Origin of the sequence: Micromonospora sp. CPCC 205739 (genome assembly GCF_036906795.1) — a bacterium.
Taxonomy (GTDB): domain Bacteria; phylum Actinomycetota; class Actinomycetes; order Mycobacteriales; family Micromonosporaceae; genus Micromonospora.
The window spans coordinates 128,818-152,454 of sequence record NZ_JBAKHS010000012.1; the positions used below are offsets into that span (position 1 = coordinate 128,818).

Below are 23,637 nucleotides of genomic sequence, written 5' to 3' on the forward strand. Positions count from 1 at the left end.
CCCAGCAGCCGGTGTGTCAAGCAACATTGAGTCATGCCAAGGCAGTGGCGTGTGCCGACGTCGCGGGATCAGGTCTACGAGTCCCTCAGAGTGTGCCTACGTGACGTCGGTGTCGGCCGTGGTCCCTGGGATGGTGCCGCCGCCGACGCCGCCATCGGCGGGATCGCGGACGCTGTGGAGCTAGACATGCGGCGCCGCCTAGGGGAACTGGACGTCCGCGAAGTCGTCGGCTGGGCCGCAGGGGAAATGGCGCACTGGGTCGATCTGCAGTTCAAGGCTCGGACCGCGGCCCGCGCATCGCCTGCAGCCGCAAGGGAGGCACAACTGCACACTGAGAACGCTGCGGCCGGCCATCTCGTCCTCGAGCTCGTTGCCCGGCAGTCGGTCGGCGGCCGCCGGCGAGATCCGAGCCTGCGCGACCGCGAAGCCCTCGCGATCTTGGCCCACGAGCTCTGGCGGTGGCGGACGGTGGCAGACCGGGTCGCTGTCCGGCTGGTCACCGTGGCCAGCGCCCGGCTGACCAAGCGAGGCACGTTCGACGTCGAGGTCCGCGATCGGCCTCCGTTCCGGGCTTCCCGGTTCGACGACGCCTACGTCAGACGAATGGCCGATACAGATCCGATCCGAGGCGCCACCGACCACGCCGTCTCCCAGGCTTTGGTCAAGTCCTTGAAGAATGGTGCGGAGCTCCCTGACGACCTGGCTGACATCGACACCGCGTTGAAGGCGGACCGCGGCTACGGGCTCATCGATCTCTTCGCCGCCCAGGAGTTCCTCATCGAGGCCAGCGGAGCTGACGACGACAATGTGACTGGATACAGGTTCGTCAGCCGTGAGGGCCTGGATAGGGCCGTGCGGGCCAACACCGAGCAGCTCTTGCCTAACGCTACCCCCGACGGGGTGGTCGAAGCGTGCCGGCACATGGTCTGGACGCAGGAGCTTCTCAAGGATTCGCCGCTCCAGATGTTCAAGTATCGGGAGTCTGCCGGTCGCCTATACAGCCGCCCGATTCTCGAACTCGCCGACCGGTCCCTCTTTGTACCTCGGAACGCACCTGGACTGGCACGCGTCGTGCTGCTGCAACGAGTTTTCGAGGGAACCTGGCCTGAGCAACTATCGTCGTCAACGGACCCCACCCTGTGGAGTGCACTCGAGCAGCGTCGGGAGCGGGTGCGCCCCATTGCTGGGTTCGAGGCGGAACTGGAAAGAATCCTCGCGGCGACGGGACTGCGCTACGTGACGGGGGTCAAACCAAGTCGGCCGGGCCACCCCTCCACCGTGCTTGGAGTGCCTGTACGCAACGAGATTGACGCTGTCGTTGTCGCGCCACAAGCCGGGACCATATGGGTAATCGAGGCCAAGGACCTGGCGGTTCCGTTCACGCCCCGTCGAATCCGCAGCGAGCTCGACAAGTACCGGCGTGCCGGCGGGCACGTGGACAAGCTACGGACCAAGGTTGCCGATGTGGCCACGAATCCCACAGTGGTCGCAGCCCGGCTCGATACGACGGATGAGGCGCGGACATTCGCCGTCCGGGGCTTGTTTGTGACCCGCGAGCTTAGCCCAGCGGCGTACGTCGACGACGGCGTTCACGACTTCGTGACCGTTGACCAGCTGCCGGGCTTCTTATTGAACCGGCTCGGCCGCTGACGAACCAACGCGGAAACGGACTGCCCGGCGGCGTGATGACCACATGGCCGTTCAACACTCCGGGAAAGGCTCCGCCCCCGCCATTTCGGACGGACCGGGCAGAACGGCACCTGGCCGTGTGAACTGACCCGGCGGTCGCGGGACGAACCAGCCGGCCGTCGCGCCTTCACTCTGTCCGGCCGCAGTGCCGTTGCATATGCTCATAGCCGTGACGGGGCTGATCGAGATCGGGGTAGTGCTGCTCTCCGTGGCGCGGGTGACCCGGCTGGTCGTCGCCGACGAGATCACCCGGCGACCCCGAGAAGACGATCGTCAAGCGCCTGCCCGACGGCAGTCCGCTCGCGTACCTGTTGGCGTACTGCTCGACGTGGTGCCACGCGGACGGGATCAGCTGGTCGAGCACGGCGGGGTAGACCGGGGCGGCGTCGGTGACCACCTCCGCGGGTGTCACCTTCAACGCCGACAGCGTTCGGCGGAAGAACCTCCGGGCCGCGCCGGCGTCCCGGCGGGCCGAGACCAGCACGTCGATGACCTGCCCGTACTGGTCGACCGCCCGGTACACGTACCGCCAAGCCCCGTTGACCTTGACGTACGCCTCATCAACGAACCACCTGTCGCCTGGTGAGTGCCGGCAGAAGCGGGCGGCGTCGGCCAGCAGTGGCGTGAACCGCTGCACCCAGCGGTAGACCGGTACGTGATCGACCGCCACGCCACGTTCGACCAGCAGTTCTTCAACATCGCGATAGGACAAGCAGTAGCGCAGATACCAGCGCACCGCGACCACGATCACCTCTGGCGGGAACCGAAACCCGGCGAACGCCGGCTTCGGAGGCAGCCACGGGCCAGGACGGATCGATGACGTCATTGCTCAAACCTGCCTCGATCTTGCCAACGCTCAACGCAACGGAGCCCGTCGGCTGCGCCCGAGACGGGTTTCATGCCGGCGTTGGCCGTGTCCCCAACTCTCTGGGCAGAACGCCTAGCGGTTGAACGACTGCTGCTGGACGGTTCGCGGACATGAGCCGACCGGTAGCCCGACAACGTCCTCAAGGCTCTCGTGCGTGATCGCTCCGCCGATTTACGGTACGGCTTGGGTGCGGACAGGGAGGTCAGCCGGGTGAAGAAGATTCTGTCTCTGGTGGCCGTCGTTCTCCTAGTGACGGCCGGTGTCGGCGCCTTCATCTGGAATCGCCGTGACGGAGCCGAGAAGTCGGCACAAGCGACCGGTGAGGTCGTGGTGCGAACGACTGCCGACCCGGGTGAGGCGGAACGTCTTACCGCCGTCACCAAAGTGGTCGAGGGCCTTCCCGCCCAGTTTGCCGCCGCCAACACCAGCGCGCTAGCCGCCGAGAGCCGCGACCAGTTTGGGGACGTGCGGAAGGCGTTGCCTGCCGGCACCACCCTTACCGTCAACGCCGCAAGCTGGCGCCGTACCGGATCAGTTGCCTCTGTGCTCGTGACTGCGACCCAAGCTGGCGGCGAAGCGACCCGGTTCCGGCTAGTCGTCATCTATGAGGAGGGCGCGTGGCGAGTTCTGTCCACCACAGCCGCGTGAGAAGCTTGAGGAACGCACTCGCCGCGATTCTGCTCGTTGTTGCAAGTGCGCTGGTCGCGACGCCAGCCTTCGGCGCCACGACACCACCGGCGAACTGCGGCGCGCACACCCAGCTTGCCCCGCTCGAGAAAGCCGCCCAGCGCAAGCCCCACGCGGACGGCAACTACACGCCGATCCTGCTCGTGCACGGCTGGAACGGCGGTAACCCGGGCATGTGGTCGGAGCCCATCAATCTCTCTACCCTCAACATCGCGCCGCGGGTGACGAGCAGCCTGCTCGGCAACCTTCAAAAGCTGCCGGGGGCTGCGGTCTACACCGTCGATTACAGCGACGTCGCCAAGAGGTTCTTCCTCGAGGACGGGAGCGGGGCGCCCCGGGTCATCGAGGCGATGAACTGCCTTGGGGAGAACGCGGCGTTCCGCGGGCACAAGACGGTGGTGGTCGCGCATTCAATGGGTGGGCTGATCACGAGGTGGTCGCTGTCCGAGGCGGCTCCGGGTGGAGTCGAGCGGCGCGGGCACGTTGGGCTGGTGGTAACGCTCGGTACCCCGTACGAAGGTTCGCTGCTCTCTGGTCTCGTCACCTCGCTCGCCGGCGAGGTCGCGAAGGTGGACAAGTTGGTCGCCGCCTTGGCGGCCACGGTTCATCAGCTTCTCGCGCTCTGTCATGACGTGGGGAGCTTTCCGGGGTGTACTGATCTTGTCGATTTCCTCTCGGCGATGCATTCGTTCGCGCCCGACAGCCCGGAGATGCGGTCGCTGGCAGCGTGGCCGGAAGGCACCGAGGTAAACACGTTGGCCAGCCGCACGATTGTCGAGACCGGGCTCTTCTTCGCCAAGGGGCCGGAGATGGACCTGGGCGACGTCATCGTGCCGACCAGTTCGGCGACCTCCGGCGACCACGCCGAACGGGTCGCCGAGTGCCGGGTCACCTCGTCGATCGAGCAGTCGGCCTGGGACAACCTGCTGGGAGCGCTCAACCGCAAGGCCGACATCGACGTGCGGCAGTACTGGCTGCTGTCGCTGCTCGGCACGTGCTACCACTCGAACGAGGCACGCGTAATCCAGCACACCAACGAGGTCCTCGGCTTGGTCGCGGAGTACCTGGCCCGCGGCGAGCCGCTCTACGCGTACGCCGGCGACAAAGAGCTGGCCGTCGTGCGCGGCTCCGGTGTCGCACTCCGCACGTCCGGCCCGATCACTGGCGAGGCGCGCTGGACCGCCGACGGGCGGTACGCGTTCGCGGCTGGCAGCGACGGCTACCTCTACGTGCTCGGCACCGAGGCGAGCAAAGTGCGCTGCCGGTGCACCGACGCCGTGCCAGTAACCGGATCGACCGTGGCCTGGGCGGACTCCGGCGGCAAGGTCACGTTGCAGGATCTCGCGGGCGGATCGTCGCGGACGCTCGAGACGACCCTCCCCAGTGGGCAGAAGACGGCCGTGGCCGGGGCGGACGGTGGGTTCGCGGTGCTTACCCGCAGCGGCGGCGGAGGCACCCTGAGCTGGGTGACGGAAGGCGGTCAGACCAGGGCCATCGAGAAGTTCCCGGAGCTGGCCGAGCCCATGGCGATCGCGGCCGGCGGTGGCAAACTCGTCTACCAAGTCATCGCATCCCAGGGCGACTGCGCCCATCCCGGTCCGATCCGAGCTGCGGACATAGCCGGTGGCGCGCCGAAGACGACGAACGCCGCGACGCTCGCCACCGACAACGCCGAGGTCTTCTTGGACGACGCGTGGCAGGGACGGGACGGGCGTTGGTACGCGACGATGAGCAGCTACCTCTGCGACCCGTACGGCGGAATTCCGATGATGCCGTCCAGCCTGTGGCGACTTGACGACGGCAGGTGGGTCAGCGTTGACGGCGGGCCGGTGGCCGCGGTCCGGCAGCTCAGCAAGTCGTTCAAGGCGGTCGTGATCCCGGACGGCGGCAAGCTCTACAGCGAGATCACCGGAAAGGGCACGAAGATCGCCTCGAATGTCCGCAGCATCGCCGCGCCGCCCGGCAACGACCCGACCGCCTCACCGACTGGCAAGCCCCGCGGCGCCGCCACCGGACCGTGCCTGACCAGAGACGCCTTCGCGAAGCGGGTCGACACCCTGGGCCCAGGGATCTTTGAGGGTAGCGGCGTGAATCTGAAGGTCACCGGTGCAGTCGTTTGTCAGGCCGGATTCGCGTACGCGCCGGTCCAGGGCACCACGCCGATCGACTGGGTTGTGCTGCACTACCAGGAGCGGCAGTGGTCTTGGTCGCTGGATCCCTACTGGCACCCCGACCGCACCGAGGTCTGCGAGTCGGTGCCGGGCCGGATCGGGGCCGCGATCGGCTGCTGAGGGCTGGACCTCCGCTGAGGCCTGATCGCGGCCAGAACTCGGGGAAGGCCCGCCGGTCGGGTTGGGGATAGGGCGCCGCGGGGCCGACCGCTTGAGTCCGCGACCTTGATCGGCAATTCACCGGTCGGGTCATCAACCATGACCTGACGGTAGCGGGTGGCCGGAGCACGCTCCGGCTGCATCCGCGCCACTACCTCAGTCACCGGCGGCAGGAACCTCGATGTCCGGCCCGTGCAGATTTTTGAGATCATCCCCAGCAGAACGACCGCCCTCCACCCGCGATCGCCGTCGACATGGTGACGGCAGGCGAGACCAGCCGTACTTAACGCGACGACCAGGCCGCCCTGCGACAGCACCGACCCTGACCCTCCTGTCACGGTGCGTCCGGTGTCGCTGGACGGTAAGACTGTCCTAATCGTCGAGGTGAGCGCCGGTGGCCGCTGGTACGCGTACAACCCGAAGCGGCCCGAGTTCTATCTGCGCCGCGGCGCCAGCACGATCCCTGCGCGGCTGCAGGAGATTGAAGTCGGGTTCGGCCAGCCGTCGGCGTTTCGATGAAGGGCCGGCGTGACTGGTGAGAGAGCATATTGACACGGCCGTCCGGTGAGTATCTCCTAGTCAACTGTCGCCGGTTCCTGCTGAGGACAGGGCAGCGCAGCTCGGATGGCTGCTTTCGTGGCCGCCGGGGACGTCGTTGGACCGGGTGGTGCCGGATAGTGGGCATTGTGATCGCGAGCGAGGAAGTGCGCACCAACCCGGCTTTCTGGAGGAGGCGCGTTCTGCCCGTGCCAACCACCGTCGATCCGAATGGCAAGACCTTCGTGGGAGTCCCCTTCAAGATCACTTAACCAGGGAGTAGTCGACCTGATCATCGGAATGGCGCGCGTTCTCCCGCCCACCAAACCGCAGTAGTCCCGCCGCTCCTGTAGTGACTCGTCGGGAAGCTCCCGTTATCGTCGCGCTGGGCGACCGGCTTTGCCGGTTGACCGGCTCGGGGCCGAGCCGCATCGGCAGGCCTCGTGGCCCCAGGGACGTTTGCAGACCGCGCAGGGCTGGTAGTAGAGGTGTTCGCGCAACTGCTCCTGGGTTGCCTGGTCGGTGCCGCGCATCCTCGCGAATGCCCGCGGGTTGTGCTTGTACAGGACGTCGCCCGGCACGAGTGACTGGTCCTTCTCGGCCGCGCTGTTGGCGCGTATGCCCACACCGTGGGCGCGCTGCCGCGGTGTGGGCCGCTTCGGCTTCGGGGGTGGGTTCTCGGCGGTCGATGACTCTGGGAGCCCGATTCCGAACTCCAGGTCGTGGAACTGTGCGCTTCGCCGGTCCTTCTTCTGGCTCGAGGTGGCCGTCACCTCGACAATCAGGTCGTCGTCGACCATGACGTCGAGTTCGAGTCTCTCGACCAGCGGTGGCGCCTTATCGTCAACCCGAACGGTGACTACACCCAGGTTGGTCCGAGGGTCGCTGGTCTGCGGATGGTCGGACAGCGCCGTGGGCGCCTCGATGGGCAGCTTGACGACGCCGTCGGACGGGTCCGTGCAGTACAGGTGGATCCGCACGTTTCGGACCTCACCGTCGCCAGGCATCTCGGTGCCGGCGTGTAGCAGCGGGAGGCGCGAGCCTCGTGCCATCTCCAGCTCCAGCGGCTTGGCCAGGACCAGCCGCTGAGAGTCCTTCGCGATCCACGCGGCGCCCTGGGAGATGAGCGTGGCGCTGTTGCTGGGGACGACGACCTTCTCTGGCCCGAACAGCTCGTGGAGTCGGCCACGGATGCTGGGCATGGCGGCCATGCCGCCGGCGACCAGGCACAGTGACACCTGCGCAGGCGACATGTTCACGCTGTCCAGGAGCGACTCGATGTGGCGTATCCCGCCGACCACGAGGGGCCGGGTGATCTCCTCGAGTTCCTGGCGGCTTAGCGGATACTCAAGGGTCTTCCCCGACTCCGGGAAGTAGCCCGGCCGGTAGAACGTGACGTTCGTGCGCTCGGAAAGTGCGATCTTGTTGCGTTCGGCATCCTGCAGCAGTCTGAGCCTGGCCTCGGGCGATGGGTGATCGCTGTCGGTGATGCCGTTCTTGAGTGAGAAGCGTTTGACGACCTCCTCGCGGATGACCAGGTCGAATCTGTCGCCGCCGACCTCGTCGGTGCCGCCGTTGCGCAGTTGGAGAATGCGACCCGGTTGGAGCCGGCACAAGGTGAGGTCGAGGGTGCCGCCGCCCCAGTCCACGACGAGCACGTTGCGCTTCATCAAGCTCCTCGTCAACCCCTCCGGGTCGGTGGAGCCGCGCAGGTGCCCGTAGAGCGCCGCCAGCGGTTCGTGGACGAACTGGGCGATGCTGATGCCAGTCCGAGCGAACGCTTCCCGCAGAGCAGCGCGCCGGGGGCCATTCATATTGACGGGGATCGTCACAACCGCGCGGTCGAGCTGTCCGAGTGCCTGCCGCTGCGCGCTCCTGAGCGACTCGCTCCGCACGAAACGGATCACGTCGGCGACGATGTCGATCGGGTTGCGTTCCACGCCGCCGACGGTGACGACCTCCTGGCCGAGCAGGAACTTCGGCGACTTGACCGTGTTGCCGTAGACGCCGACGCCAGCCTCTTCGAGGGCGTGCCGGGCCTCCCGCCCGACGATGATCTCCTCGCCTTCGTAGCGGACGACGGACGGGTGGGGCAGACCTTCCTCGTCGAGCACGTCGATGACACGGTCGCCGACGACTACCGATACCAGGCTGTTGGTGGTCCCGAAGTCGAAGCCGATGATCACCGTGTTCCTCCGAGTTCCTTTAGCCTTGCGACTTCCTGCTGGATCGCTGTCAACGCGCGATCGACGAACTCTTCCGCCACAGGTGTGCTGCCACTACGCAGGGCGTGAAGGCCATCGCTGAGGAGTTGGACCTGGCTGCCCAGCCGCCGGATCACCTGGGTCCGCAGAACCTCGTAGTCGTCGACCATGTGGCTCTTGTCGACGAAACGGTTGGTGCGCTCGGTCTCGATGTCGGATGTCAGAGCGGTGACCTGCTCCGCCAGGCTCTCGCTGCGTGACCGCTCCGACGCAATGGCTTCGCGAAGAGCAAGATTGTCGGACTCCGAGCGGTCCGCTCGTTGCCGCTCGGCGCTGGTCTCGTCCTTGGCCTGGTTGAGCTGCGCGGTCAGCTTCTGGTGTTCGACTAGGAAGTGTCCGACCAATGGGTTGAGTGCATGTTTTTCACCGGCAGTGACCAGGGCGACTGCGATGTCCGCGCTCGACACGGCTTCAGTGGCCGGCCGGCTCCACACGGCCGAGGTCATCTCCGCGATGAACTGGGCGGACGTCCAATGGCCCTGCAACACCCACAGCAACGCGAACGAGATGACTGCGTTGTCTCTCAGCAGGCCGCGTTGGGCGTCCCGGTAGGCGCTGGGCGCAACGTGGAGGCTGTCGGGCGTGACCTTCTTGGCCGCATCCGACACCTTCGCGCTTGAGACGAAGGGCGGCTGATCGGGGTCCGTGCCGGTCGGGTTGGCAACGTAGTAGTGGTAGATCGGATGAATCGCCAGAACCCTGTGGGTCAGCTCGATCAGGGCCTGCCGAACGGGATCGTTGGGTGTCAAGGTCGCCGCCCCGGCCAGGAGCCGGGGCGGCACTCTCAGAAAAGGGTCCTTCCTCGCCAGGTCTGACAGCCATTGCGAGCCCAACGCGTCAGCACCCGACGTGACCACCAGTGCCGACAGCATGTTCCTCGACAGGCGCACAGGTCGGCCAGGATCCCGGTAAGCGTGCTCGATCAGCTCGCGAAGATTGGCGGGCTTGAACGCACGCGCTGGCGTCTTCTTCCCGGCCGTCGTCGGCACCTTGGCACCGGCCCTCGCCGCGCCCTCTCGGGACTCCCGCTCGCCCGACACTGGCACCTGCTTGGCCTGCCCAGGCGATGCCGGAGCGCTGTCGGCGTCAGCCGTTGGTGCGGAAGCGTCTGGACCTTCCAGCCTTGGCACGGTCGCGGCTTCGTCCGCCGGGCCCCCGGCTGGCCCGTCCGTGCCGGCACCGTTCGGGTCGGTGTTCACTGGGGCAACGCTCCTTGGACTCGCGTGCGAAAGTTCTCATACCAGCGCTCTGTGCTTCGTCCGTGACGCAGGAGGTCGGCGTTGCGGATCGCTGCGGTGTGGTCGCCGACTGCAAGGTAGTGCTCCGCAGCGACCAGGCGAAGCTTGAAAGCGTCGTGGGGGCGCTGGGCGGTGACCACCGACCCAAACTCCTCGACGGTCTCGCCCGCGCTTCCGTCAAGTGGCAGCGCGCTCCACGCCAGGACGCGTTCGATGACCGTGTCGCTGAGCACATGATCCCAGCTCGTGTGCGACTCGGCCCTCAGATCACGTCGGGTTGACGGCAATCCACCTTCGAGGATCTCGCGGAACCGTAGAGAGACGGCGGCCACCCGCCGGCTCCTTGTTCTGGCAGCGGCCCGCGGGAACTGGCTGTAATGGAACGCTACGATCCCGCAGATCGCCTCGGCAGGGTGACGGTCGAAGTCGCCGAGCGTAGTGACGGCCTGGTTGTACCGGCCCTCGTATCCCTGCTCGCCCTGGCGATCTGCCAACCCGGACTCGGCCGAACCCTCGCGCGCCAGCACCCCGTACAGATAGTTCGCCAGTCCGGACAGGTAGGAGCGGGCGGTCGGGAGGTGTTTGCCTCGCATGATGAAGTGATCGATCGAGCTGTGGGACAGCTCCCCGCTGTCCACGAGCTGCCCCAGCGCCACGTCGACGCTCTGCAGATCCTCCTCGTCGGCCAACGCGAAGGCGAACTGGAACTCCTGCCGGGCCTCGCCGTTGACCAGCGTGACGTCGTGCACACCGCTGCGTTGCTCGCTCAGATACGTCGCCGCGGTGTCGGCGGAGAACTCGCGGCCGTTCACGCTGATCGCCTTGGCGTTCCGGAACACCCAATCGGACGCAGATGTCTCTTTGGAGATCGCGAGTCGGCTTCGGCCGCATTCACGTCCCCGGAAGACGAGCATCGGCTGCATCGTGTGATGCCCGCCGAATTGGTGGACGCGCAGGTCCTCGTCGGACGTGAATGCGAGGCCGCACTTGGGGCACGGGAATGTGGGCGGCGGTGGCGGTCCGAGCTCTGGCACGATATGGGGAAGCTCGTGGAACTCCATGTACCCCGTGTGCCAGAACCCCATTCTCTCCCGCCTGGGACGTTGGACGGGACCGCACCCGTGCGGGCCGCGGCGCCAGGACGCTCATGATAACCAGGCGGTCCACATCGGCCCCGGCGCGGGTGGCAACCGCCAGCAAGCCGCAGCGGCACCAAGATGCGGCGTACCAGGGAAGAGGTGGCAGCTTCTTCAGTGGGGACCGGACGGGAGACAATCACAGCGTCATGTCTGATATGCGGTCAGGGGGTTCAGTGAGCGGCGCCGACCTGGACGATCTGGATGGTGTGCCTACGCTGATCGCCCGGTACGCGCAGCTCCTGGGCGGCGGTCCTGACGAACGGGAGCGCGGCGCGCTGCTGCTGGACATCCTCCACGACCTCCTGACCGCGTCTGGCGTTCAGCCGCGGCCAGCGGCGCCGCTTGTCGGCACGAGGCCGACGCTGGGTCTGCGGCGTGGTGACACGAAGCTGCTGCTGGGTCTAACTTGGCCCGACTCGCCGCTGACGGCGCAGGACGTCGCCATGTGGCAGCAGGCCGCGCGGCAGCGTAGCAATGTGCAGGTCGCGCTGATCTCGATGTCGGGGTTCGACGCCCACGCCGGTGAGGCAATGGACCCCCAGGTCCCGTCAGTGGTCTTGCTGGATCGTACGCATGTCGAGGCCGCGCTGTGCGGCCTGCTGCCGATCGAGAAGGCGATGCAGGAGGTCGGTGACCGGGCGGACTTCGACGGCACCGCCTTTACCTCCCTGACCGACCTGCTGCTGACGGCACCGCGTCACGATCCGCCGTCGTTCGTGTCGTTCACCCGGTCGCCGATGCCGTGGGAACTCGAGATCGCCGCCGCAGGCGAAGTCTCGCTGCAGCATCTGCTCAGCGGAGGCGCGGGATGGGGTGAGATCAGGGGTTTCACCGTTGATGGCCCCCGGATGCTGATCACGACCAGCGAAGGTGTCGTGGAGGTCGACACCCTGCGCGGCACCGCTCACTGGCTCCTGCCGCTGGCGGGCTGCTCGGGAAGCGTTCTGGCTTCGGCCGACGGCGGGATCCTGGTCCGGCGGGGCTCCGCTGTCGTCAAGTGGAAGGACGATGTTCTAACTCCGATCGCCGGGGACCTGGGCGATACCCGGATGCTGTTGTGGGGTCCCGGTGGGCAGGCGTGGGCCTTGTGTGGCAACGGCGCCGAACTGGGCGGCGCGACGCTGGGCCTGGTCCGGCTGGGTGGCACCGTCGGTGATCAGCAACGCTACTCGATCTCGTTCAACGCGGACGTGCTCAGCGCGGCATGGTTGGGCGACCTGCGCTTCTTCCTCGGCGCGGAGGGCCACAGCGCAGTCGTGGACCTGGGGCGCAGCACTATGGTGCGGCGCGAAGACTGGATCGAGTCGCCGCCGAGTCCCCAATACCTTGTGACCGGAGGCGGCGAGGTGATCGCCGCAGGTTCCAGTCGTACCGGCGTGCATGTTTTCCTGCATCGTGTTGATCCCGGCGCGAGAACGACCAGCCTTGTCACGCAGATGCAGCTCAACCGGGTCCAAGGGCTTGGCGTCACCGCGCAGGGGCGGCTGCTCCTGCTCGGCGATGTGCGGGGCAACAGCCAAGTCCCACACCCGGTCATCGTCGAGATCAGCATGGGCTCCGGAATCCGTACCGCGGCCCGCACCAGCGGGCCAGCGACACAGGTCGAAGCTGAGCCGCCTGCGGCTGATGTGGCGAGCGGAACGCCGGTCGATACTGCGGCGGCCCTCTCGGTTGTCGCGGCGGACACCGCCGATCCGTACATGCCCGTGCGGCTTGTGGCGCATGGTGAGCGCAAGGACTATGCCTTGGAGCGTCGACCGCTCCAGACCGGTGGGCAGGCACAGGTGTTCCCGGCCAGACACAAGCCCACCGGAACGCCCGTCGCGTTTAAGCGGTTGCGGATGACGGGAGAGGATCAGCGGGCGCGGATGCGCCGTGAGGTCGACGCAGCCGGGATGTTCGGCTCCAACCGTCACCTGATGCCGGTGCTGGATTTCAGCGCTACCTTCGACTGGCTCGTCATGCCGTTGGCGGATCACTCGGCCGAGGAAATGGCGGCCTCCCTGTGCGTTGACGGACCGCTGCGGGAGTTGATCACGGCGATCTGCGAAGGCATGCGGGAGCCACACCAGGCCGGGTGGATCCACCGCGACCTGAAACCGGCCAACATCCTGTGGCTTGACGGCCGCTGGGTCGTCGCGGACTGGGGCTTGGGCCGCCGTCCTCACGGGCATACCACCGCGCCGGGACGCACGCAGGTCGGCCAGCTCTACGGCAGCCTCGGCTATGCCGCGCCCGAGTTGTACACCGACGCCCACGCGGTCGGCCCGCAGACCGACATCTACAGCATCGGCCAGATCATCGGCTGGGCACTCCTGCAGACCGATCCCCGCGCGAACGTACCGCATCTCCCCCCGCCAGGCCCCTGGCGGGCGGTCGTACGCGCCGCGACCCATTACGACCCACGCCAGCGCCCAGCGACCGTAGACGAGCTCCTCGCGCTGATCGCGGCCGAACTCGACCCTCCGCCGATTCCCCCCGTCAACCGTGGCCGGGCGCTCATCGCAGCGGCCCTCGAAGGAGGCGATCTAACACCGCCCGCCCTCTTCCGTCTCGCCGCAGACACGAGCAGCGACTACTTGCTGTACACGGAAGTGCTGGTCCACCTCAACAACACCCAGGTCGAACAGGCGGTGTCCGCCGACCCCACGACCGCCCGCGCCGTAGTCCAAGGCATCCAGGAGCTACCTACAGGCGGGTACGAGATGACGATCGACGCCGGCGACGTCCACAACCTCACCCTCTGGCTGCTGCAAATCGCTCGTGACGCCGAATCAATCGAGGCATGGGACCTGCTCGAGGATACGGTCGACGCCATCTTCTACCTCAACAACGACTGGGACCGGGTCCACTGGGAGGTCCACGAAGCCATCCGCGCCTGGCTATCGGAACGGTCCGGCGCCGCCGCGGCCATCGCGGCGCATGCACTGCGCGCACACCCACACTCCATCCCGGTCTTCCGCGATCTCGCGCAGCAGGAAGCCGTGGACCACCGCATCCGGCAAGCGACCATCCGGGCAAGTCAGCATGCCTCCGCCTACGTCTCTCGCCCAACCCGGCTTGGGCCATCCGGCGAGGTTGTGGGCCGAGTAGTTCATGGCGGCGGGCCGGCCTCCACGCGGGCGAGCAGCTCTTCGTAGGCCCCGCGGCGGCCGTGCAGGTGTTCCAGCCACCACGTCGCGCCTGCCTCCGCATACGTCCGGACCATGGCCCCATCGGACGGCCGGGACGAGCCGATGAGCGCAGCACCCCCCGTGCCGCATTCGCGGAAGTATCGGACGTCGTCCGCCAGTCGTTGCGGGACACGGTCATCCGGCCCAGATCGTCGTCCCCGCCTTTAAGCCAACCGTCCCAGTCGGCGCACGGCGGTCCGGCTGCTGCCTCCGATTCAGACACAGCTCTGGGTTGTCGCCCATGAAGTCGTTGCCGGGTACGGGTTGGTGCTCAGCTCGCGAGGGTGATGGTTGCGCCGAAGCGGAGAAGCGGGCGTCTGACGCAGGGTTGTCGTAGAGGTCTGCGACCCTGGTGTGGTGATCGCCGACGAGCAACGGCTGCGTGAGCTGGCCGCCGAATGGGACACGGTGAATCGGACACAGGTAGGGCAGTGGGAAAAGCAGCTGAGGGTTCTCGCCACGGAAGCCGCCGCGATCAAAGCCGCCGGCCAGTGGCGAGCCGGCCCTCGTACCCTTCTGGAGGTCCTCGGTGTGCACGAGCTCGAACGTAAGCTCGTCACCTGCCTGGCCTGGGTGCTGCAACCCGAAGGCCACCACAGACTGGGCAACCGCGTCGTGAAGGGGCTGTTTGGGGAGCTCGGCCTGCCATTTGACCCGACCGCCCGGGTGCGAGTGAGCCGCGAGGAGACACGTTTCACCCCCGACGGCAAACGGACCCCGGCCGACCTCATCGTTCGGGCCGGAAGGGTCTGCGTGCTGCTCGAAGCGAAGGTCAACGCTGGCGAGCACGGCGACCAGTGCGCCCGACTTGCGCGACTCTGGGCCAACGAGGCAACCACCCTGGTGTACCTGACCCGCGACAGGGACGAGCCCGGCGGCTCGGTGGTCCCTGCAGGGTGGAACCAGATCACCTGGCGCCATATCACCGGCCTCATGGCACCTCTGCCGGACGACGCATCGGCCGGCGCGCGGGACTTCCTGGAAACCCTGCAGATGCTCAATGGCGAGTGAAGGGCCTTCGATTGTGGACGAAAAGACAAGGTTTTACCTGCGCCACTGGCGACTGTTGTCGGAGTGGGCGGCGTTGCGTGGCGGCGCAGTGCGAGAGATTACTGCCGCCGTTGACAACGCGGTGGGCACCCTCGACGCGGCCATTCTTGCGGAGGCCGAACATGTCTGGGTTGCCCGGCCTCCCGACACTCACCCGACGTTTGAGCTGCGTCGGCCGTCGTGGCAACGCGACGAGGTGCACGCCGCGATCGCCCTGCAGTGGAAACCGGCCGAGCTGCTCACCGAGGCGGACCCGTGGCCGTATGTGGGCGTGCGGGTAAAGGGGCTCAGGTACCTGGCGCGAAACGGGTTCGTCAAGACCATGACTAAGCAACTCGAGACGTACGCCAAGCAGCTTGGCTGGTCGGGGTCGCAGATCGAGAGTGGCTGGCTATGGTGGCGGCAGGTACCGCCTACCGGCACCGACGACGACCTGGGCAGCCTCACCGCCGAATGCCGCATCGCCCTCGAACACGGGTGGCGGGAGCTGTCCGGCCCCCTCGACGACCTGTTCGGCGCGTAGCGACGTGCGCCACACGGCAATTTCAAGAACTCCGGACTCTACGGCCGTACTGGCACACCGGGGCAGGCGGCAGAATTGATTGCATTAGTTGAGCCGTGGCGTGCTCGTGTGGAGCTCACGCCTGTATTGTTACGCATCGTGAAGTGCTAGGCTTATCGCATGAGCACCCGTTTGTATAACGGGTGCTACGCACGGGTGGCCGAATCCCCCCTCGGACACAAATGAATTCCTGACGGTGTGCGCTGAGGTCCATTTCAGCGCGCACCGTTTGCGTTTCGGGCTGGTAGGCGAGCCGGAGTCCGAGTTGCCGGTAGACCTCGGCCTTGTCGGCGGGTTCGGCGTCGCGGAGCACGGCGGTGATGTCGCCGAGCCTCGGCGTGTGTCTGGGCGATCCAGCCGGTGACTACCGCGGGGTCGGCACCAGCGTCGAGGGCGGCGCGGTAGCGCTCCAACTTGGCGTCGCACTCGGTGATGATCGTCGGGCTGCTCTGCCGGTTGTGGGCGGATGATCTAGGGGCTGGGCGTCGGCCATCGCGGTGATCGTTTGTTCGATGCGGTGGGGCGCGAAGGCGGAGGCCAGCCAGGTGTCGAGCGGGTCGGTGAGGGCGTCCTCGCGGAGGTACACGTTGCGGGGATGTGGGACCTGGTTGGCGAGGGCGTACTCCTAGGGGAGCGGCAGCGGTAGTAGGCGTGGCTTGCGAGAGTGTGACGTGATCAGCATGAGATGTGCTCTCGTGCCGATGCGAGTGCGCGTTGGCCCATAGGGGCCGGGTTCGGCGGGTCACCTTCGGGCGGTGTGAGATCGATCCCCGTGGGAAGGCCCGGGCGAGCCCGAGACGTTGTCCGACACGTGCTGGATACGGATGTGATGGTTGTCGGGGCCGGGCAGGCGGGGCTGGCCAGCGCGTACCACCTCCGCTCCTCCGGTCTTGACTTCGCTGTCCTGGACGCCGACGCGGCACCCGGCGGGGCCTGGCAGCACCGGTGGCCGACGCTGCGCATGGCGACTGTGCACGGCATCTTCGACCTGCCCGGAATGCACTTCACGCCTCCACCGCCGGACGAACCGGCCGCCGAGGCGGTGCCGGCCTATTTCGCGGCCTACGAGGGCGAATTTGGCATCGACGTGCAGCGGCCGGTCGCCGTCGCGGCCGTGCGGAACGCCGGCGACGGAGGACTCCGCGTCGAAACCGACAAGGGCACCTGGACCACCCGGGCATTGATCAACGCGACGGGAACGTGGACGAGGCCCTTCGTGCCGTACTACCCCGGACAGGAAACGTTCCACGGACGGCAGCTGCACACCGCCCACTACCGGGGACCGGCGGACTTCGTCGGGAAGCGGGTGGTTGTCGTCGGGGGCGGAACGTCGGCCGTGCAGCTCCTGGTCGAGATCGCCGACGTCGCGGCGACGACCACCTGGGTCACCCGCCGTCCGCCGGTGTTTCGGGACGGGCCGTTCACGCCGGCCTACGGACGCGAGGTAGTGGCCAAGGTGGAGGCACGCGTACGCGCCGGCCTGCCCCCAGGAAGCATCGCCAGCGCGACCGAGCTGGCGTGGACACCGCAGATGCTCGAAGCTCGGGAACGCGGCCTCCTCCGACGCCAGCCGATGTTCGACCGGATCGTCCCCGACGGCGTCCAGTGGCGCGACGGCACGGCACAGCACGTCGACGTCATCCTCTGGTGCACCGGCTTCCGGCCGGCGCTCGACCACCTGGCCCCGCTACGGCTGCGCGGTCCCCGCGGCGGCATCGTCGTGGACGGCACCCGGGTGGTCGCCGATCCCCGGATCCACCTGGTCGGCTACGGGCCGTCTGCGAGCACGGTCGGCGCGAACCGGGCCGGGCGGGCAGCGGTCCGCGAGCTGCGCGCGCTGCTGGCGGCGCCCGCCCCCGCCTGACCGGGCGGCGACGGTGGATCCGTCTGTGGTGAGGGTCAGCGTCCGCCGAGGCGCTCCAGGGTCGCTTCGGCAATGACCAGCTCGGCTTGGACCTTACTACCGACTCGCCATGCGGGGGTCGGTGGCGTACCTCCGTCTTGCGCTGCTTGTTCCACACTTGCCGGTCGGTGTATCCGTTCACCGTCAGTGGAGTACGTGGCCGACCCAGCCGGGAACACGTTCCTGCGATCGCCGCCTACCGCCGCCTGGGAGGTGAACTCTCGTTGGAACAACTCCGCCTCGTCGCCGACACGCTTTAGCCTTCAGGGGACCATCGGACTCGCTCGCCCATGCGAGGTGCGTGGACCGCGGCTGATGGAGATGAGTTTGCGGCGGCCGGCGCCGCGCAGCCCGACGGGTCCGCCGCAGCGTGACGCCAGTTCGAGCACGGCTTTGTGCTGGGCTTTCGGGCCGAGGACTCGTTCCAGGGCGAAGAACGACTCCATCGCGGCAGCCACCGCAGCTTGGACCTGTGGTGGACGGGGCGGCGGTGCTGACGATGTCGGCCTGAGCCCGGGTGGCCGACTGCGGGGTGGGCGCGCCGATCACCAGGCGCAGGGCGCGTAGTCCTTCAGGAAGCAGCCGTACAGGTCTTCGCCCTGTTCGCCGCGGACGATCGGGTCGTAGACCCGGGCCGCGCCGTCGACCAGGTCCAGCGGGGCGTGGAAGCCCTCGTCGGCCAGCCGCATCTTCGTCGGGTGGGGGCGTTCGTCGGTGATCCAGCCGGTGTCGACGCTGGTCATCAGGATGCCGTCGGTCAGCATCTCCTGGGCGCTGGTGCGGGTCAGCATGTTCAGCGCCGCCTTGGCCATGTTGGTGTGCGGGTGCCCCGGCCCCTTGTAACCGCGACCGAACTGGCCCTCCATGGCCGACACGTTCACCACGTACTTGCGGCGGGCCTTCGCGGCGGCCATCGCCGGGCGCAGCCGGCTGACCAGCACGAACGGTGCGGTGACGTTGCACAGCTGCACTTCGAGCAGCTCGACCGGGTCCACCTCCTGCACACGCTGGACCCAGCTGTTGACCGAGTCGAGGTCGGGCACGAGACCCCCGGCGTCGATGGCCGTGGACGCCGCGATCCGTTCCGGCGAGGCCGAGCCGCTGGTCAGCGCCAGCGCGGTGAGCGCGTGCGGGGTGAGCGCGGTCGACTGTGGCCCGGCGGTCAGGCTGCCCACCGGGCCGCCCTGCCCGTCCGGCTTGGCGAATGTGATCAGCTCCGGCAACGGGCCGTCCGGCAGGGCCGCGGCCTCCGCGGCGATGAGCTGCGCGTACGCCCCGGGGGACCGGCGGACGGTCTGCGCCGCATTGTTGATCAGGATGTCGAGGGGGCCCTGACTGCTGACCGAGTCGGCGAGAGCGATCACCTGGGCGGGGTCGCGCAGGTCGATCCCGACGATCCGCAGGCGGTGCAGCCAGTCCGCGCTGTCAGGCATCGCGGCGAATCGGCGGACCGCGTCGTGTGGAAACCGCGTGGTCACCGTGGTGTGCGCGCCGTCGCGCAGCAGCCGCAGCGCGATGTACATGCCGATCTTGGCTCGGCCGCCGGTGAGCAGCGCGCGCCGGCCGGTCAGGTCGGTGCGGGCGTTCCGGCGCTCCCGGTTGAGCGCGGCGCAGGGCGGGCAGAGCTGATGATAGAAGGCGTCCACCTCGCGGTAGCGCTGCTTGCAGACGTAGCAGCCGCGCGGATTGTGCAGGAAGCCGGCTGTGGTACCGACGGTGGGGGAGGCGAGCGGGATGCCCTGGGTCTCGTCGTCGATCCGGCCAGGGGCGCCGGTGGCGGTGGCCGCCGTCACCGCGCGGTCGGCCGCCGCGATGGCATTCCGCCGTTCCTCGCGTCGCCGCTGCTTGATCACCTTGTAGAGCTTCGCGGTGGCCCGTTGCACCCGCACCACGTCGGGGTGATCGGGAGGTAGATCCTCCAACGCCTCAAAGACGCTGAGACAGGTCTCCAGTCGGCCGCGGTCAATGCCGTATTGACTGTTTTCAGTAATGTTGTCCGCCGTCATGCCGCCGCTGTCTCATTCCGTTCCCTGCGCCGGATTTTCCCGGCCCACCCCAAGTCCGACCCGGAACTGTACGCACCGCACGGCCTTCGACGGATCAGCGGCTGGGCACAACCTGCGCCAGGAGCCGGCGGCGGGCAGCAGAGCGGTGAACCGATCACCGGGTTGGCCGTACATGGTGTGTCGTCCGTCACACGGCGGCGGCAGTAGTATTTGCACCCGAAGACAGTTGGGGGGTGACCGTGACGGCGGGTTCGGCGACGGCCCGGCGCCCGGTGAGCTTCAGCACAGCGGGGCTCCCCGAGGCTCAGAGGATCGCGTTGTGGGAGGACCACAACGCGCAGGCACTGATCGGCCTGCGGTGTCACACGCTGGGCCCGGCCGCGTTCGACGGGACCGAGCTCAACCTGCAGCTCGAGCAGATGCACCTGGCCCGCGTCCGCAGCAACGCGCACGTGGTCGAACGTCCGGCCGAAGTGATCCGCAAGCATCCGGCGGACGCGGTCGCGGTCTACCTGACCCTCGTCGGGGAGGCGTTCTTCTACCACGACGACGGGGTGTTCACCCTTCGGCCGGGACAGGCCCTGATCTGCGATGCCGATCGTCCGTTCATGCGCGGCTTCTCGCGTGGCTTGGAAGAGCTCGCGATCAAAGTGCCGCGCCCGCTGTTCCGGGAGTTGACCGGCCTCGGCTCGCTCAGCACCCCGCTGGTGCGCGATTTCGCCGGAGGTGACGTGCCGGCACGGACGTTGGCGAGGCTGATCGACCGTGCCCTGCGTCCCGAGGGGGGCGAGCCCTTCGACGAACGGATCGCGCTCCACCTGCTGGCCGGCATGGCCGGCAGCCGTCCGATCAACCTCGGCACGGTGCATCTGGCCAACGCCCGTACCTTCATCGAGGATCACCTGACCGACAGCGGCCTGACTGCTGCCCGGGTCGCGGCCGGCATCGGCATCAGCGAACGCCACCTGTCCCGGGCGTTCGCCGCCACCGGCACCACTGTGCCGCAGTTCGTGCTGGCGCGGCGGCTGGAACGCGCACGTGCGCTGCTCGCGTCCTCGCCACAGACGCCGGTCGGTGAGGTTGCGGCGCGCTGTGGCTTCGGGTCGGCCACCCACTTCTCGCAGGCGTTCCGGGCGCGTTTCGGCATGCGCGCCACCGACCTGCGTCGCCAGGCCCGGGCGGGCCGGCTCGCGTAGTTCTCGAATTCCGCCACAGCTTCGTCTTTCCGCCGTGTTACGGCCTCATCCCTTGCTGCGGCTGCGGAGCACCGCCGCACACTTGTCGAGCGAGTGGCCAGGACCACACGCCGAGCAGTGGAGTGGGGGATCTGATGGCAGTGTTCAGCGACGGGATGGCCGAGACGCCGCTACCTCAGGGATCGATGGTGACGACCGACGTCGTCGTCATCGGCTCGGGTCCGGCGGGAGCGGGCGCGGCCTTGTTCCTGTCCACCCTGGGAATCCCGAACATCATGATCACGAAGTACCGCTGGACGGCCAACACGCCGCGGGCGCACATCACGAACCAGCGTGCGATGGAGGTCTTCCGGGACCTGGGCATCGAGGACCAGGTGCTCGCCGACGCCACTCCGCACGAGCTGATGGGCGACACCGTCTTCTGCACCTCGATCGCCGGCGAGGAGATCGGACGGATCCTCACCTGGGGTACCCATCCCGCCCGGCGGGCCGACTACCAGCTCGCGTCACCGTGCCTGCCGGTCGACATCCCCCAGACCTACCTGGAGCCGATCCTGCTGCGCAACGCCGTGGTGCGGGGTACCCAGGCCCGGTTCTCCACCGAGTACCTGGGACACCGGCAGGACGCCGATGGCGTCTACGTCCAGGTTCGGGACCGCCTCACCGGCGAGGAGTACACGATCCGGGCCAAGTACCTCATCGGTGCCGACGGCGCCCGGTCCAAGGTCGCCGCCGACCTCGACCTTCCGATGGAGGGTGCGATGGACATCGCCGGCTCGATGAACATCACCTTCAAGGCCGACATCTCGGCGCACTGCGGGCACCGGCCGTCGGTGCTCTACTGGGTGATCCAGCCCGGTTCGAACGTCGGCGGAATCGGGGCCGGGCTGGTGCGGATGGTGCGGCCCTGGAACGAGTGGCTCGTCGTGTGGGGCTACGACATCAGCCAACCCCCACCGGTCGTCGACGAGGCCGCCGCTATCCAGATCGTGCGTAACCTGCTGGGGCTGCCGGACATCGAGGTGGAGATCACCGGCACGTCGTTGTGGGGCAACAACGAGATGTACGCGACGCATCTCCAGTCCGGTCGGGTGTTCTGTGTCGGGGATGCGGTCCACCGCCACCCGCCGAGCAACGGACTGGGGTCGAACACCTCGATCCAGGACTCCTACAACCTCGCCTGGAAGGTGGCCGCCGTCCTCCGTGGGCAGGCCGCGCCTTCGTTGCTGGAGACCTACTCGGCGGAACGGGCGCCGGTGGCCAGGCAGATCGTTCAGCGCGCGAACAAGTCGAGCCGCGAGTTCGTCCAGTTCTTCGAGGCGCTGGGCCTGCTCGACGCCTCCGACGAGGCCGAGATGGCCGCGCGCATCGAGGAGCGCAAGGCCAACACCCCCGAGGGGGCGGCCAAGCGGGCCGCGCTGATGTCGGCCATGGAGCTGAAGCATTACGAGTTCAACGCCCACGGTGTCGAGCTGGGGCAGTTCTACGAGTCCGACGCGGTGGTCTCCGACGGCACCCGCCGGCCGGAACCGCGTCGGGACCCGGAGCTGTACTACGAGCCGTCCACCGTCCCGGGATCCCGGCTGCCGCACGCCTGGGTGGGCGATGCCCGGCACAAGGTGTCCACGCTCGACCTGGCGCCGATGACCCGGTTCACGTTGTTGACCGGCATCGCGGGGGAGCCGTGGGTGGCGGCCGCCGAGAAGGTCGGCCAGGAGCTCGGCGTGCCGCTGGAGGCCGTGGTGATCGGCCCCGGGCGTGAGGTGACCGACCTGTACTACGACTGGGCGCGGTTGCGGGAGGTCGAGGAGGACGGCGTGCTGCTGGTGCGCCCGGACAAGCACATCGGCTGGCGGTCGATGCGGCTGCCCGCCGATCCGGAGCGGGCCCTGCACGAGGCGATGTCGGCGGTCCTCGGCCGGGGTGATGCGGCGTGAGAGTCAGCTTCAGGCACGAGACGCTGCCGCAGCGGGTGGTTTTCGCGTCGTACGAAGCGGCGGGTCACGTCGCCGACGAGGTGGCCCGGCTCGGCGCCGTCCGCCCGATGGTGATCGCCGCGGAGGCCGACAGCGCGCTGGCCGACCCGTTGATGGCTGCCCTGCCGGCCGCGGTGCGCCATACCGAGGTGGCGATGCACGTGCCCACCGACGTTGCCGAGCGGGCTCGCGCGGCCGCCGAGAAGCACGACGTCGACGTCGTCGTCAGCATCGGTGGCGGCTCCACCACCGGCCTGGCCAAGGCGGTGGCGCTGACCACCGGGCTGCCCATCGTCGCCGTTCCGACCACGTACGCCGGCTCCGAGGCCACCAACGTCTGGGGGTTGACCGAGGGCGGCCGCAAGACCACCGGGGTCGACGCCCGCGTCCTGCCGCGGTCCGTCGTCTACGACGCCAGCCTGATGCTGTCCCTGCCGGTGCCGCTGAGCGTGGCCTCCGGACTGAACGCACTGGCCCACTGCGTCGATTCGATGTGGGCGCCGCGGGTCGACCCGATCGACCAGGCGCTCGCGTTGGAAGGCATCCGCGCCCTTCGCCAGGGACTCCCCGAGGTCGTGCGCGATCCGCAGAGCATCGCGGGGCGCGAGCAGACGCTGTACGGGGCCTACCTGGCCGCCGTGGCGTTCGCCTCGGCCGGCTCCGGACTGCACCACAAGATCTGCCACGTGCTCGGCGGGATGTACAACCTCCCGCACGCGCAGACCCACGCCGTGGTGCTGCCGTACGTCCTCGCGCTCAACGCACCATCGGTGCCGGACAGCGAGCAGCGGATGGCGTCGGCCTTCGGCGAGACGTCCGCCGTGGACGGGTTGCAGCGCCTGCGGGAGCAGGTGGCGGCACCTCGCGCCCTGCGGGACTACGGGCTGCGCGAGACCGACATCCCGGCTGCCGTCGACGCCGTCCTGGCGGCCGTGCCGCCGAACAACCCGACGCCGGTCACCCGCGAGAACCTCGAGGATTTGCTACGCCGAGCCTGGGACGGAGGGGAGCCACGATGA

Annotated in this window: 16 protein-coding genes and 1 pseudogene; 11 read left to right on the forward strand and 6 right to left on the reverse strand. The window is 68.0% G+C overall.

The features are described 5' to 3' along the window. The first annotated feature begins 33 nt into the window (after nt 1-33). A complete protein-coding gene (locus V6U88_RS19300; RefSeq protein ID WP_334454873.1) occupies nt 34-1,650 on the forward strand; it encodes a hypothetical protein in 1,617 nt (538 codons plus the stop codon). A gap of 166 nt (nt 1,651-1,816) precedes the next feature. On the opposite strand, the gene V6U88_RS19305 is transcribed toward V6U88_RS19300, so the two are convergent. Continuing rightward, complete coding sequence (locus tag V6U88_RS19305) at nt 1,817-2,515, reverse strand: IS6 family transposase (protein ID WP_334454874.1); 699 nt, start codon at nt 2,513-2,515, stop codon at nt 1,817-1,819. A 252-nt stretch (nt 2,516-2,767) separates the two neighbouring features. Here V6U88_RS19305 and V6U88_RS19310 point away from each other — a divergent pair, with 252 nt between their 5' ends. From V6U88_RS19310 to V6U88_RS19320, 3 genes are all read left to right on the forward strand, one after another. Further along, nucleotides 2,768-3,205, forward strand: coding sequence for a hypothetical protein (locus V6U88_RS19310; protein ID WP_334454875.1), 438 nt, complete (start codon nt 2,768-2,770; stop codon nt 3,203-3,205). Then, a complete protein-coding gene (locus V6U88_RS19315; protein ID WP_334454876.1) occupies nt 3,175-5,535 on the forward strand; it encodes a lipase family alpha/beta hydrolase in 2,361 nt (786 codons plus the stop codon). Before V6U88_RS19310 ends, V6U88_RS19315 begins: the two co-directional genes overlap by 31 nt. A 387-nt stretch (nt 5,536-5,922) precedes the next feature. Further along, complete coding sequence (locus V6U88_RS19320; RefSeq protein WP_334454877.1) at nt 5,923-6,093, forward strand: hypothetical protein; 171 nt, start codon at nt 5,923-5,925, stop codon at nt 6,091-6,093. 392 nt (nt 6,094-6,485) lie between these two features. Here the strand turns inward: V6U88_RS19320 and V6U88_RS19325 are convergent, their stop codons facing one another. The 3 genes from V6U88_RS19325 to V6U88_RS19335 are packed head-to-tail and all read right to left on the reverse strand — an operon-like array spanning nt 6,486 to nt 10,674. Further along, complete coding sequence (locus V6U88_RS19325) at nt 6,486-8,297, reverse strand: Hsp70 family protein (RefSeq protein WP_334454878.1); 1,812 nt, start codon at nt 8,295-8,297, stop codon at nt 6,486-6,488. Continuing rightward, nucleotides 8,294-9,574, reverse strand: coding sequence for a hypothetical protein (locus V6U88_RS19330; RefSeq protein ID WP_334454879.1), 1,281 nt, complete (start codon nt 9,572-9,574; stop codon nt 8,294-8,296). Before V6U88_RS19330 ends, V6U88_RS19325 begins: the two co-directional genes overlap by 4 nt. Then, the gene (locus V6U88_RS19335; RefSeq protein ID WP_334454880.1) at nt 9,571-10,674 is read right to left on the reverse strand and encodes a hypothetical protein; all 1,104 of its coding nucleotides are present in this window, start codon (nt 10,672-10,674) and stop codon (nt 9,571-9,573) included. Before V6U88_RS19335 ends, V6U88_RS19330 begins: the two co-directional genes overlap by 4 nt. A 251-nt stretch (nt 10,675-10,925) precedes the next feature. Between V6U88_RS19335 and V6U88_RS19340 the strand changes: the two genes are divergently transcribed. From V6U88_RS19340 to V6U88_RS19355, 4 genes are all read left to right on the forward strand, one after another. Continuing rightward, nucleotides 10,926-13,892 carry a serine/threonine-protein kinase gene (locus V6U88_RS19340; RefSeq protein WP_334454881.1) on the forward strand — a complete coding sequence of 989 codons (2,967 nt, stop codon included), beginning with the start codon at nt 10,926-10,928 and terminating at the stop codon, nt 13,890-13,892. A gap of 390 nt (nt 13,893-14,282) precedes the next feature. Continuing rightward, the gene (locus tag V6U88_RS19345) at nt 14,283-14,936 is read left to right on the forward strand and encodes a PD-(D/E)XK nuclease family protein (protein ID WP_334454882.1); all 654 of its coding nucleotides are present in this window, start codon (nt 14,283-14,285) and stop codon (nt 14,934-14,936) included. Nucleotides 14,937-14,949: 13 nt separating this feature from the next. After that, a complete protein-coding gene (locus tag V6U88_RS19350; protein WP_334454883.1) occupies nt 14,950-15,498 on the forward strand; it encodes a hypothetical protein in 549 nt (182 codons plus the stop codon). An 850-nt stretch (nt 15,499-16,348) separates the two neighbouring features. Next, nucleotides 16,349-17,401 carry an FAD-dependent oxidoreductase gene (locus tag V6U88_RS19355; RefSeq protein ID WP_334454884.1) on the forward strand — a complete coding sequence of 351 codons (1,053 nt, stop codon included), beginning with the start codon at nt 16,349-16,351 and terminating at the stop codon, nt 17,399-17,401. Nucleotides 17,402-17,723: 322 nt separating this feature from the next. On the opposite strand, the pseudogene V6U88_RS30295 reads toward V6U88_RS19355, so the two are convergent. After that, nucleotides 17,724-17,871 (reverse strand): annotated as a pseudogene (locus V6U88_RS30295) (IS110 family transposase); the annotation flags it as partial. 114 nt (nt 17,872-17,985) lie between these two features. After that, complete coding sequence (locus V6U88_RS19360; RefSeq protein ID WP_334454887.1) at nt 17,986-19,446, reverse strand: SDR family NAD(P)-dependent oxidoreductase; 1,461 nt, start codon at nt 19,444-19,446, stop codon at nt 17,986-17,988. A gap of 233 nt (nt 19,447-19,679) precedes the next feature. On the opposite strand from V6U88_RS19360, the gene V6U88_RS19365 reads away from it, so the two are divergent. The 3 genes from V6U88_RS19365 (at nt 19,680) to V6U88_RS19375 (ending at nt 23,637) form a co-directional block, all read left to right on the forward strand. After that, nucleotides 19,680-20,642: an AraC family transcriptional regulator gene (locus V6U88_RS19365; RefSeq protein ID WP_334454889.1), complete on the forward strand. Its 963-nt coding sequence runs from the start codon at nt 19,680-19,682 to the stop codon at nt 20,640-20,642. A 188-nt stretch (nt 20,643-20,830) separates the two neighbouring features. Further along, nucleotides 20,831-22,579: an FAD-dependent oxidoreductase gene (locus V6U88_RS19370; protein ID WP_442934658.1), complete on the forward strand. Its 1,749-nt coding sequence runs from the start codon at nt 20,831-20,833 to the stop codon at nt 22,577-22,579. Continuing rightward, nucleotides 22,576-23,637 (forward strand): maleylacetate reductase, encoded by a 1,062-nt coding sequence (locus V6U88_RS19375; protein WP_334454890.1) that lies wholly within the window; start codon nt 22,576-22,578, stop codon nt 23,635-23,637. Before V6U88_RS19370 ends, V6U88_RS19375 begins: the two co-directional genes overlap by 4 nt.

Bases quoted from the DNA above. Each gene is read 5' to 3' on its own strand.
- V6U88_RS19335 (WP_334454880.1), bottom strand. From the start codon at position 10,674: ATGGAGTTCCACGAGCTTCCCCATATCGTGCCAGAGCTCGGACCGCCA.
- V6U88_RS19300 (WP_334454873.1), top strand. From the start codon at position 34: ATGCCAAGGCAGTGGCGTGTGCCGACGTCGCGGGATCAGGTCTACGAG.
- V6U88_RS19305 (WP_334454874.1), bottom strand. From the start codon at position 2,515: ATGACGTCATCGATCCGTCCTGGCCCGTGGCTGCCTCCGAAGCCGGCG.
- V6U88_RS19360 (WP_334454887.1), bottom strand. From the start codon at position 19,446: ATGACGGCGGACAACATTACTGAAAACAGTCAATACGGCATTGACCGC.